The following is an 11,371-nucleotide window of genomic DNA, read 5'->3' as shown; positions in this document are numbered from 1 at the left end:
TTGTTGATTGTTGTCTTTGACTCGGTGATGATTTTTATTCTGAGGATGTCTTGTAAAAAAATGCAGTAAATGACGTTGTTTGCTAATTTACACTAGTAATTTAATTTTTCTTTTTATCATATTGTAATAATAAATTACCTTCAAAGCAGTCCTGTATATAAACAACAAAGGTTTTTTCTTATGGAAGCAACCAGAATGACGGGCGGCCAGCCTTTGGCTATGCATAAAAATCAATCCGATAATGTCAGGAAAGATCAGCAAACGGATAAAACTAGTTCTCAAAGGTATCGATCGGATTCTAGTGCAAAATCAACCTCCGGTATGAGATCAGATAGGGGGCCGAACCCGGCTTCAGAAAAAAAAATAGATACAAGAAAGTCAGAAGTAAGAAACCCTGTGCAAAGGGGGGGCGAAAAGGAGCGTGGATCTGATTCTTCAGCCAGAACGGCAAGGTTATCATCTGCTCCGACTCATGCTGGACAGGTTGGAAAGTCTGTTGATCTACCAAGGTCATCACTCGATCAGGCTGGCATTAGTAAAACAAGGCTGCCTCCTGAGGGGCGCTCTGGTCAGACAGGCGTAGCAAGGCAGTCAGCTGAATCAACAGGGCGGGCAGAACGAACAAACACTGAAATGGCAACTGCTTTGGTCAGACAAGAGCCCCAAGCAGTTCTTTCTGCTGCAAATCAGCCGGTGTCCGCAGCGGCCAGTCCTGAACAGGTATCCTTTCAGCGGGATTTTCCATGGGAGCTAAGTGATAAGGATAGGCGTGTTATTCAGCTTGCAAAGGGGTTGGAATCCCATCTTAACCGGTGCCAGAGAAACTTCCATACTTTTCTTGAAGGTGTGGTTGGTTATATTGTGGAAAAAGGAAAAATCTCAGAAGCTGACTTTGCAAAACTCCTTGTATTGCAGGAATTACAGGCGGGTAATATAACTACAAAAAGATTAAATATGAGGCAGTTTTCTGGTGCAGTGCAGTCAATTCCAGACACTTTAACGGGGGATCAAAGAAGAGATCAGATTGTTACCTGCCTTGCACACGTTGATGATCTTAAAATGATTCGTCAGGTTTTTGAGGGTGATGATTTAAGTAAAAGCGATAGATCCCGTGTCCGGCTAGTCGTTTATTCAAAAGTGGCCGAACGATTAACCAAGGCGTTGTGGGAATATGCGCGGGATAAAAGAGAAGAGCTACTTGGCAGTAATACAAAGTTGACGCCATCGGGTGGGGCGGCAGTAGAGAAAAGTGTAGATCGATTCTCATATCCAACACTTGGTGTGACAATGCTGGATAAGCAATACATTCATCCAGTAATCCTTAAGGCAATGGAAAATTATTGTAAGGACAACCCCCCGGTTGATTGCATAAGGCCTCAAAGGAGAAAGGATGTCACATCCGGTTGGACTGAAGGAGAATACAAGAAAACTTCCGATGATCTGCAGGTTGCCAAGCAACAATTGGAAGAGCTTCGTTATAATGCCAGATCAAATGTATTCGTAACCGATCGGAAGGACTGTACCGAGTTTGAACCAGTTTTTAGTCGATATTTGAGGAAAGGAAACCACAGGCTTGAAGATAAGGATTATGTTGAATTGATTCCACGCTTTTTGCAGGCTAAAAAATTCTACCCCACAGACAGTGAGGGTATGGGTAGAAAACTTCTTGAAATTTATACGGCTAGTAAAATGAATGGGATGGGTGCGGCTCTGGAAATATGGAAAGGTCTCTCTGATGCAATGACTGAAAAGATGAAGAAAGAAATTGTAAAACATTCTGTTAGTGCAGTTCTCGCAGGAGACCAGCAGTTCAGGGATAAGCTAGAAAAGGCTGAGGAAGAGAAGAAAGTAGCAGAAAATATCATCAGTCGTGAACAAAAGCTTATGGGGAAAGGGGGGAGAAAGGCTGATATTATTAAGGCTATGCAAACCCAAAGAGAGACTCGGGCAGCAGCTGAAGAGGCAGGCAGAAAAGCGGAGGATGACGAATATTACAGAACTCGTATGCAAAGTGGGGCTCAGGAAGGTGGAGTTTCAGATATGCCATTAAGCTCTTCCTCTCTGCAGATGCAGGTAATGCTTCTCCCTCAAAATACTCAGCAGCTGGAATCATCCAAAAAACAAGCAGATAAAAAAGCAGATACCTCACAGGGTGATAAATGCAAGGTTGGGATAAAGGAGCTGGGTGAAGAGCGCTACCTGACAAATGGTTTGGTAAGTCGGCTCAGGCATTTTACCAACTTGTTGGCAGAGTTTCAGCCAAAAGAGCAGGAGTCAACCAGTACATTTGGGAAGCTCTTCAGTAAGTCAAAGCATTGATTTACTGCATGGTAAAGGTACTACGATAAGGGTATTCGAATATCGGTTAGACTGGCGCTGATTGATGTGCGGTTTTTACCTCTCTGTTTTGCCCGGTACATCGCTGTATCTGCTTCTTCAAGTATTCTGTCCAGTGAGTTTGCTTCACTGGACAGGGCCGAAATACCGATACTTACGGTTATGGGCTTACAGTTGGTCCATTTATTGTTTTCGGCATATTCGCTGGCAATAGCATTTCTGACCCGTTCGGCAACACGAAATGCTTGCCAGGGTTCTGTATTAGGCAATAGTGCCACAAACTCTTCGCCACCATATCGACCCAATAAGTCCTTTTGCCTGAGTGCCTTGCGGCAAATCAGTGCTGTATTTTTAAGTATCTGATCCCCTGCATTATGGCCTTGTTGATCATTCAGTTGCTTGAAGTTGTCAATGTCCATAAACAGTGCGCAGCAAGGCTGAGTGGAGTTATTCATGAGTGAAGATTGAATAATGGTTTCTGCCTCCTGGCAAAAAGCTCTCCGATTCAGAAGTCCTGTCAGTGGATCAAGGCTGGCCTGTTGTTGCCAGAAGAGGGACTGACGGTTTGCCTGCATTAATGTGCAGGCATGGCTGCTTATATCGCAGGCGGTTTGCCATGTTGTCGCATTGCGATGATGTCTCAGTGGTGCCAGCACTGTAAGCGTTTTATCATCGGCTTCAATATTCAGGGGGAAAACCCAGTAAATAGTCCCAAAACGGTCTTTGAAATTAATCTTTGTTTCAGTGCCTGAGGAGATAACATTTAGCAGGTCATCTTCAATAGCAGGCAGCTGCTTTCTGAGGTTGTCAGCGGTTTTTGAGTAGTCTTCAGTGTCTCTGAGAATAATATTCCACTCATTTCTTTGATGGTGGAGAACCATGGCGGGTATGCCCGGTAACACTTCCTCAAACGTCGATAGAATCCTCTGTGTGACATCAATGTCGGCCAGGGGGGAGTCCGGGTTTTGTAGGTGTTGTCTCAGTGCTGTCTCAAATATACGCCGTTTCCTGCTGGCAGGAGCAATGGCGCTAATAGACATGGCGTGCTGTAAATTCTGCTGGTGGCTGTGCCAGTAAAATAATGGCAGTAGTGCGGCGTGCAAAGACAGTAGAAGAAGCTCTGAATAAGTAGGCAGGCTCCTTGGCCATGCTTCTGTATACCATGACCAGGAAAGGAGAAGAAGCATGATCAGCGCTGAAGGAAAGGCCATCTTGGCTGGCCGGATACCATTATAAAGACAGTAAGCTGTTGCAAAGACGACTAGGGTAAAACTGCCCAGAAGAGAGAAAGCGGCCAGCTCCATTGTCGCTTTGGGGGCAGTACTTTCAGTACTGATGGCATAAGTCGCCAGGGCAATACCAAGGGTGTTCAGCGAAAGGATTAATTTGTCTGTTTTTGGGCTGTATATTGGTAGAAGTGCCAGAGTTCGGTAACTGGTAATGCCTGTCACTAAGACTAATGTTGTCATTAAAAGTAGCCAATGACCGGGGTCGCCCAGCCATGAAATAACACGGAAAACTTCACCCTCCCACATCAGAATCATGACATTGGCTGCGAGCATATGGCTGATTAATAAATAAAGAGCTGGTGTTCGATTTCTCAGTGTCAGGGTGAAGATAAAAATCAATGCAACAATCAGTAGGGTCTGAATCGAACTAATGGTCGTTCGTTGTTCACTGAGCTTTTCAAAATAGGTCAGTGATGGCCAAAATTCCGGATTAAGTTGATTTAAAGGGGCTGAGTTATGGCGTAGGTAATATGTCTTTGTTTCTCCAGGCTTGATTTCAAGCTTCATGGCGTTGGGGGCTATACCAGATTGAGAGCCATCGACTCCCATTTTTTTGAGAAGGTATCCACCATTTGTGGGGACAAAAACATCCAGCTTTTTATGGGGGACCTGACGGAATACCATCAGCCAGTCGTGGGTGGAATACTGTGATAGTTCGATATCGAGTCGATACCACTGCAGTGAATTGCCCGTAGAGGGTTGTGAGCTTTTAAAAATATCAGTGGGTGGTTTAACAGGAACGAGCCCCAAGTCAGCTATTGCATCATCACCGCTAAGATAAAACGGGGATGCAATCAGTGATCCGGATAGGGTGAGGAACAGCATTAAAAATACAAGACGAAACCAGCTAGCAGGTTGATTGGAAGCCCGGTGCTTATCATTTTTTGTGAGTAAATGTTGTATTGAAAACAACAGCTTCGTCTTCCCTAACGAGGAAACAGGTTCCAAAGTAGTTGCTCGGCGTCCATTTATTGTGGGTAGCAATTCAGATTCCTCCTTCCTGGAGAAACAGAGCATGCCTGCAATTCTGACACAGTAGAAGGCGGTATGTGAAGTCCGTGCGGCAGTTAAGTTGCCGGAGATGTGAGGATATTCATGCCATCCTTGGCACGGAACTATGTGCAGGCAAGGTCAGTTATTGGCTGAAACGCCAAAGTGCTTTTGCGAAAAAGCAACCCGCTCTTCAATCGGTAGGTCATGCTTTCGAAGTGACTCAATGGTTTTGAGTCTTGGTTCAATCCCCTGGCCGTTGGCGATCTGAATGGCAAGACCGGGGCGAGCATTGAGCTCGAGAATCAGTGGGCCAAGGTTTTTGTCAAGAACCAGGTCTACTCCGAGGTAACCCAGCTGGGTCATTTCATGGCAGGCTGCGGAAAGGCTCAGTATTTTATGCCAGTGGGGGACGTTGAGCGCAGAGAAGTTGTGGCCGGTATCAGGATGATGATGAACCGGTAGGTCATGCTGTACGCTACGGAGGCTGTTTCCGGTGGCAATGTCCAGGCCGACGCCAACAGCTCCCTGATGCAAGTTCGCTTTGCCATCCGAAGCTCGGGTAGCCAGTCGCATCATGGCCATCACAGGGAATCCCCGAAAAACAATGACCCGAATATCCGGTACTCCTTCAAAACTGTAGTCTCTGAAAATGGGGTCAGCCACGATCAGGCTTTCGATGACTGCGACATCGGTTTTGCCACCAAGGCTGTAGAGGCCGCCAAGAATGTTGGAGACATCACGACTTATAGCGGTGAAGGATAGACTTTCGCCACTGGCTTTTACATAGCGGTCTCCATCCCGGCCAGTGATAACCAAAATGCCTTTGCCGCCGCTGCCTTTGGCTGGTTTGATAACGAACTGTTCTAACGGCTCTAGAATGCTTTTCAACTTTCGAATATCTGACTGGTACTCAATGACACCAATCAGCTCTGGTACATCAACACCGGCTTTTTCAGCCATGCGTTTTGTTGTCAGCTTGTCATCCACTAAAGGGAGCAGCCGCCTGGGGTTATATTTTGAAATATAATTCAGGTTACGGCTGTTCATGCTCAGAATCCCAGCTTCTCGCAGCTGGGCTGGTGTCGTGATCGAATTTTTCTTGAGTGTGTTATGAACAAAAGTACTTAACCATCCCATGGGAAACCCACCTCTATTATCCTCTGATGCTTTTTAAACTCATGACTGCTTATTTTCAGAGTGAACCAGTGGGTAGAACCGTTTTAATTCCAGCAGGCGGTAGCCAGTGTATTGGCCCAGTAGCAGAACGATACCGAGTAACGTCAGCATCAATTCAGGGAAGTTGAAGGTCAGTTGTTCAACGATGTGGTTCGACATCAGCAGATAGCTCATTGTTGCTACCAGGAGACTACCGCCGCCTTCTTTGACGACATCCTTGGGCCCTTCCTCCTCCCAGAGGATTGACATTCTTTCAATGGTCCAGGCCAGGATAATCATAGGGAAGAAGGTGACCGTGAGTGCCTGCGTGATGCCCATTTTCCAGCTCAGGATACTCATGGCAGCCATGATCAATATGACAACGATAATGACTGCGCCCAGTCGTGCAACTAGCAGCATATTTTGCTGACTGAGAAAGGATCGAATCCATAAGCCAATAGATACCAAGGATATAAAAATCACCAGGCCGGGGAGTAACTGTGTTTGCAGGAATGCCATGGCAATAAGCACGGGCATAAAGGTACCGGATGTACGCAGCCCAACCATAATGCGCATAATCAGGACTACAAGAACGCCAATGGGAATCAGCAGGATAATTTTAAAAGCGTTCTGAATTTCAAGTGGCAGAGAGTAGATGGAGAAATCAATTAATGCGGCTCCATCTTGCGTGGCCTGTGTAAGTGCCAGCTCGCGGGTGGGTATATTCTGGGAAATAATTGAGAACTTAACGTCTGAATTAACGCCACCCATTACATCCAGAAGTGATTTGGCGCCGCGCTGCCAGAGAAAAAATGCATCAGGGTTGCCAGCTTTGCCGGTTTTCGGGTCAAAGAGCTGCCACTCGGTGCCATCGTACACTTCAATCATGTCAACGATGGGTTGTCGACGACGGCCATCTTCAAGGTGCAGTCCGCGAACAATGCGGGCAGGAATATTCGCCATGTGAAGTAGGTTGACCAGCAAATCAGGGAGTTTTACGCCTTCTTCCACCATGCCAAGCAGCATATTGGTATTCTGACTGGGTTCTTTGGCATTAAACTGATTGATCATAGTGCCGGCAAAGCTGACAGGGTCTGCTGAGCGGTCTGTTACTCGTTTCAACAGGCTTTTTGCTGCAGTTTGATAAGGTTCAGGAAGAACGGGAGCAATAAATGCTTCAGGCTGGTCATTTACGCTTGGGCTGATGCCCTGTTCCAGGTGAAGTTTAACCTTATAGAACAGGTCCTGGCGGCCATCCGCTTTGCGAATGCTCCATACTGCACGACGCTGGCCTCCGTCATTGGTTTGATTGATACCATAGCCGGGTGAAGCAAATGACTCATCCAGAATTCGTACATCGGACTGTTGGTCGGGAAGGGTCAGGCTGGCCTGGGCTGCCTGATCCTGGGCTTTAAAACTGACCCAGGCCTCAATGCTCCAAACCGTTGTGACATCTTTACCCAGCAGAGGAAAGCCCAGTGCAAAATGTTTGTACAGGGTTAATCCAAGGCCGGCCACAATCAGAACAGCGACCATAAGGCCAAGCTGAAAACGACCTTTCATTCTTTCCCTCGCTTTTTACTGTCTATATTACTGCTCAAAAGGCTGCATGCCGCTCAAGGCTGCTTGGTATCGGAAGTATATTCTCTGGATACGTCAACCAGAGCCCGTTTCTCAAGAAAGCGGGCGCCGATAAGTGCAGGGTATTCATAGTTTTCCCGGCTGCGCAAGGTAAACTGTGTTGGTCGGGAAATACTGCCAATCTGGGCGTTTAGTGTAATTACCGGGCGGCGTTCAGAATCTTCTCCATGCCGCTTGATGCGGACAAAGCGGGTAACCGGCTCTTCCATAGTAACAAGGTCACCAACAGAGTTTGCCAGTTGAAAACGGACCCAGTCATGATCATTCTTTTGGAATAGTTCGATATCCCGTGCATCAATAGAAGACGTCAGTGCACCAGTATCAATGCGAGCCTTCAGAACAGTGCCTGTGTCTGGTAGTGCCATATGCTCAACAGCTCCCAGGGTCGTCATCCCCTTCACACTGACAGGCTTGATGGTTGCCCGAGTGTATGACTTCTGGGTAATAGGAACTTCAGCTTTGCGGTTATTGGAGCTGATCACCGACTTGGTGGCGATAAACTTCTGGTTGACATCAATAACAGCAAGGTCCTGCATAAAGCTTCTTCCTATTAACAGTGGCGACTCGTATTTACTTCGATCGGTGAGAGATACCGGGATCGCCTGGGTAATCTCTCCAATAGTCACTGTCAGGTGGATGACCGGACGCTCAATGGAGGTCAGCCCTGGTCGCTTGATTTTTATGATGCCTTTAACGGGTTGTTCCAGAGGTATCGTACCTTTGGAAGTTCGGTGAAGATCAAATTTGACCCACTTTTTTCCGTCTCGTTCAAAGAACTGGATGTTTCTGGCATCAACGGAGCTGTTTTCTGCACCGGTATCCAGTTTTGCCTGCATAGTGAGGTTCAGGTTGGGTAAGGAGGCTGTTTCATTGATACCCAGCACCAGACGCCCATCCAAGTGGGCCGGGGTCTGTATGGTCTGTTCCCGGATGGTAATCGCATGGGTCTTGGCAGGAGGCAGGGTTGTTTCCTCCGGTCTTGATGGCACCATGGGACGTTCCGACTTCTCAGGGACTGGAACGGGTTGAATAATACTTGAATCGTCCTTTCTGGGACGCTCTTTATAAAAAACTGTCTGGCAGCCGGTTAAAATCATGATTAAAAAAAGTAAAGCGGGCAGGGCCAAGTTGCGGGACATGTGACTAGCACTACGATTTTTTGGGGATTATTAGGGTTCACGCGTCATATGCGTGCAGCCATGGCTGTTGCCTGTGATCAACGGAATCAGAGAGGTCTAAAAACCTGCTTCTGGTTATAGTGGCTGAAGTATCGGCAACTAAAAATGAGGAAGCTTACTTGATCTGCCTCCGCTTGCCAATTCCCAATCATGATTAAATTCTGATAAGCATCCGGTAATGTTAAGACGAATATTGATGTCCGGCTTTAGTTGATAGTAACCGGTATCAATTAACTGGTGGTTATGAGGGCATTATGAGAGGGTTGGGGTGTATTCTGAGCAAAAAAGACGATTTACGGGGGGGCAGACTTATTTGTCTGTGCAGGTAGAAGCTGCACAGACAACAAAACATACGTTGTACAAATGACACTTATGGCATCTCACAATTCGATGCTGGCTTGATGGCAAAGCCGAGGAAGATTGTGATTAATAATATAGCAATTGAAGGCAGTAGCCAAATCATGTGATCTTCATAGCCGGGAATAAGGCTGAAAGGTTGCAGGATTGGCTGTAGTCCTGCGTAATCTTTAATTCTCAGTAGATCAATGATGCTAAGAAAAAAGGTGGTCGCTAGCGTCGCTCGGTAGGTTAAAACCGGGTTTGGTAACCAGTCTCTGATCAGGCCCAGAAAGATTAATCCAATGGATATCGGGTATAGAATCAGCAGTACAGGAATGAAAAGGTCAATGATCTCATTCAATCCCATATTGGCAAAGAAAACACAGACAATACTGATGATGGTAACGATTGATCGATAACTTATTTTTTCAAACATCTCGTCAAAGTATTCACTGGCGGCAGTAATACAGCCAATTGCAGTTGTAAGGCAAGCCAGGGTTACAACGGCTGCCAGCAAGGCGATACCGGTCGTGCCAAACAGTGTTTCGGCATAGGTGGTCAGAATTTGTCCGCCGTTGCCGGGATCTGGAGCTACTTCCCGGCTGGTTGCTCCCAGGTAGAATAGAGACAGGTAAACCAAGGCCAGACCAATGGCTGCAATTACCCCGGTGGTGATGCTGTAATGAAACAGGCTAGCCTTTTCTTTAATGCCATGGGATTTGAGGTTGGTAATAATAACAATACCAAACATCAATGCCGCCAGAGCATCCATGGTCATATACCCTTCCAGAAAGCCCTTGATAAACGGGGTTTCGGTATAGGTTCCCATGGCATTACCGGGTACGCCAAGCGGTGATATGATGGGAGAAAGGCCAAGGATTACCAGCAGGGCAATAAGAGCCGGTGTAATCAGCTTTCCTACCGATTCAAGAAGTTTGCCTGGACGAATAGATAGATACCAGGAGATGCTAAAGAAAATCAGGCTGAATATAAGCTGTGTAAACTCGCTGGATTCGGGTAGAAAAGGTGTAAGTCCAACTTCATAGGACACCAGGGCTGTTCTGGGTACTGCGTATAATGGCCCAATAATAAGGTAAATGCAGGTTCCAAGGGCAATGATCAACGGTCTGGGCATTTCCCCACTGATCTCATTAAACCCGCCTCCCACTCTGGAGATGGCAACAATACCCAATAATGGCAGGCCAACCCCGGTTATCAAAAAGCCCGCGGCAGCATACCACATGTCCTCCCCAGCCAGCTGTCCTACCATAGGGGGAAAAATCAGATTCCCTGCACCGAGAAACATGGCGAATACCATAAACCCCATACCAACAATATTCTGTAAACTCAGTCTCTGATTCATATTCTCAGCTTCAGGATCCCCGATTATTGGATGTTTTACCGGGATCTGCTCCTTTTTAAGTGGAATAGCCCTTCTGGTGACGGGTTCGTTCGAGAGCGAACTATCTGATATCAGTATGGACGCTATCTGTGAAAGTGGTAGTTAAGAAGCCTTACGGACCTCAGGGATTCACTCAGTCGAATGGCACCCTGACATTAATATAGACACCGGGTTATAAACGAGGCAGGAGATCATCGGTGGTTATTTCATGTTTTTTGGTGGGGCTGAGCAGAGGTCATCATGAGGCTGGCCGTCGATAAGCTGTTGAAAACTACTCTGTAATAAATGGATCAATGTTTCGTGGTCACCGGCTTCCAGATAGATATCCGGATTATGGCAAATCCGGTTATCAAAGAGCATATTCATATGATAGGGCTGGCCGAGAGGAGGAATGGCACCGGGTTCACAGTCCTTGAATGTGCAGTTAAGCTCATGCTCGGTTGCAAGTTGAAGCCTTGAATTGGTGATTTGACTCACCTGGTGAATATTGACCCGGTTTGCGGCAGGTAAAATGGCCATCAGGTAGTGATCCTGATTGTCTTTCAGGACAACAGCTTTGGCCAGCTGGTGGAGTGGGATCTGCGCAGCAATGGCACTCTGGACTGAACTTTTGCTGGGTTGGTGTCTGATCGTGTGATAGGGAATCTTCTGTTCAGAGAGATAATTATGGACTGTGTTGGGAATGCTCATGATAGGAATCACCCCAGTGAATCTTGGCTTGAGGTGAGAAGAGTATAGCCCCTGATGGCTGATAACAGAGGCTAATATTTCATTAGGGGGCGTTACCAACTGGCCATTCAACCAGTTGGCCATACAAGCACTCAGGCAAGGTGAACGGCGCAGGACATGGTGGTTCCCTGTTCAAGACGTTCAACACGGCATGAGTGCTTGTATGGCCAACCCAAAGGGCCACCCATTATTTGCACCATGCTGCGTTGCTCACTGCTCATGTGGAGCAACCACACTACACAGCTCGCGCCTTGTCTGGTACAAATAATGGGTGGCTGGTTGTATGTCCAGTTGATAACGCCCCCTAG

General features: G+C 46.8%; 8 protein-coding genes. 1 reads left to right on the top strand and 7 read right to left on the bottom strand.

What is annotated here, in order from left to right; all coding sequences use genetic code 11:
* Positions 1–180: 180 nt before the first annotated feature.
* Positions 181–2,319: a hypothetical protein gene (locus GV64_RS15600; protein ID WP_020584325.1), complete on the top strand. Its 2,139-nt coding sequence runs from the start codon at positions 181–183 to the stop codon at positions 2,317–2,319.
* Positions 2,320–2,339: 20 nt separating this feature from the next.
* Here GV64_RS15600 and GV64_RS23900 read toward each other — a convergent pair whose 3' ends face one another.
* The 7 genes from GV64_RS23900 to GV64_RS26145 form a co-directional block, all read right to left on the bottom strand.
* On the bottom strand, positions 2,340–4,451 hold the full coding sequence (locus tag GV64_RS23900; protein WP_020584326.1) for a diguanylate cyclase: 2,112 nt from the start codon (positions 4,449–4,451) through the stop codon (positions 2,340–2,342).
* A gap of 306 nt (positions 4,452–4,757) precedes the next feature.
* Positions 4,758–5,756 (bottom strand): alpha-L-glutamate ligase-like protein, encoded by a 999-nt coding sequence (locus tag GV64_RS15590; RefSeq protein ID WP_020584327.1) that lies wholly within the window; start codon positions 5,754–5,756, stop codon positions 4,758–4,760.
* A gap of 39 nt (positions 5,757–5,795) precedes the next feature.
* Positions 5,796–7,337 carry a UUP1 family membrane protein gene (locus GV64_RS15585; protein WP_020584328.1) on the bottom strand — a complete coding sequence of 514 codons (1,542 nt, stop codon included), beginning with the start codon at positions 7,335–7,337 and terminating at the stop codon, positions 5,796–5,798.
* A gap of 53 nt (positions 7,338–7,390) precedes the next feature.
* Entirely contained in the window at positions 7,391–8,554 is a 1,164-nt protein-coding gene (locus GV64_RS23895; protein WP_020584329.1) for an ATP-dependent zinc protease family protein, read from the bottom strand.
* 409 nt (positions 8,555–8,963) lie between these two features.
* Positions 8,964–10,295: a branched-chain amino acid transport system II carrier protein gene (gene brnQ / locus GV64_RS15570; protein ID WP_020584330.1), complete on the bottom strand. Its 1,332-nt coding sequence runs from the start codon at positions 10,293–10,295 to the stop codon at positions 8,964–8,966.
* A gap of 240 nt (positions 10,296–10,535) precedes the next feature.
* On the bottom strand, positions 10,536–11,147 hold the full coding sequence (locus tag GV64_RS15565; protein ID WP_020584331.1) for an aminoacyl-tRNA deacylase: 612 nt from the start codon (positions 11,145–11,147) through the stop codon (positions 10,536–10,538).
* Positions 11,148–11,155: 8 nt separating this feature from the next.
* Positions 11,156–11,284, bottom strand: coding sequence for a hypothetical protein (locus GV64_RS26145; protein ID WP_269078666.1), 129 nt, complete (start codon positions 11,282–11,284; stop codon positions 11,156–11,158).
* Positions 11,285–11,371: the final 87 nt, after the last annotated feature.

Origin of the sequence: Endozoicomonas elysicola (genome assembly GCF_000710775.1) — a bacterium.
Lineage (GTDB): Bacteria > Pseudomonadota > Gammaproteobacteria > Pseudomonadales > Endozoicomonadaceae > Endozoicomonas > Endozoicomonas elysicola.
This window is presented reverse-complemented; position numbering and strand designations above follow the sequence as displayed.

Bases quoted from the DNA above. Each gene is read 5' to 3' on its own strand.
- GV64_RS15600 (WP_020584325.1), top strand. From the start codon at position 181: ATGGAAGCAACCAGAATGACGGGCGGCCAGCCTTTGGCTATGCATAAA.
- GV64_RS23900 (WP_020584326.1), bottom strand. From the start codon at position 4,451: ATGCTGTTCCTCACCCTATCCGGATCACTGATTGCATCCCCGTTTTAT.
- GV64_RS15590 (WP_020584327.1), bottom strand. From the start codon at position 5,756: ATGGGATGGTTAAGTACTTTTGTTCATAACACACTCAAGAAAAATTCG.
- GV64_RS15585 (WP_020584328.1), bottom strand. From the start codon at position 7,337: ATGAAAGGTCGTTTTCAGCTTGGCCTTATGGTCGCTGTTCTGATTGTG.
- GV64_RS23895 (WP_020584329.1), bottom strand. From the start codon at position 8,554: ATGTCCCGCAACTTGGCCCTGCCCGCTTTACTTTTTTTAATCATGATT.
- brnQ (WP_020584330.1), bottom strand. From the start codon at position 10,295: ATGAATCAGAGACTGAGTTTACAGAATATTGTTGGTATGGGGTTTATG.
- GV64_RS15565 (WP_020584331.1), bottom strand. From the start codon at position 11,147: ATGGCCAACTGGTTGAATGGCCAGTTGGTAACGCCCCCTAATGAAATA.
- GV64_RS26145 (WP_269078666.1), bottom strand. From the start codon at position 11,284: ATGAGCAGTGAGCAACGCAGCATGGTGCAAATAATGGGTGGCCCTTTG.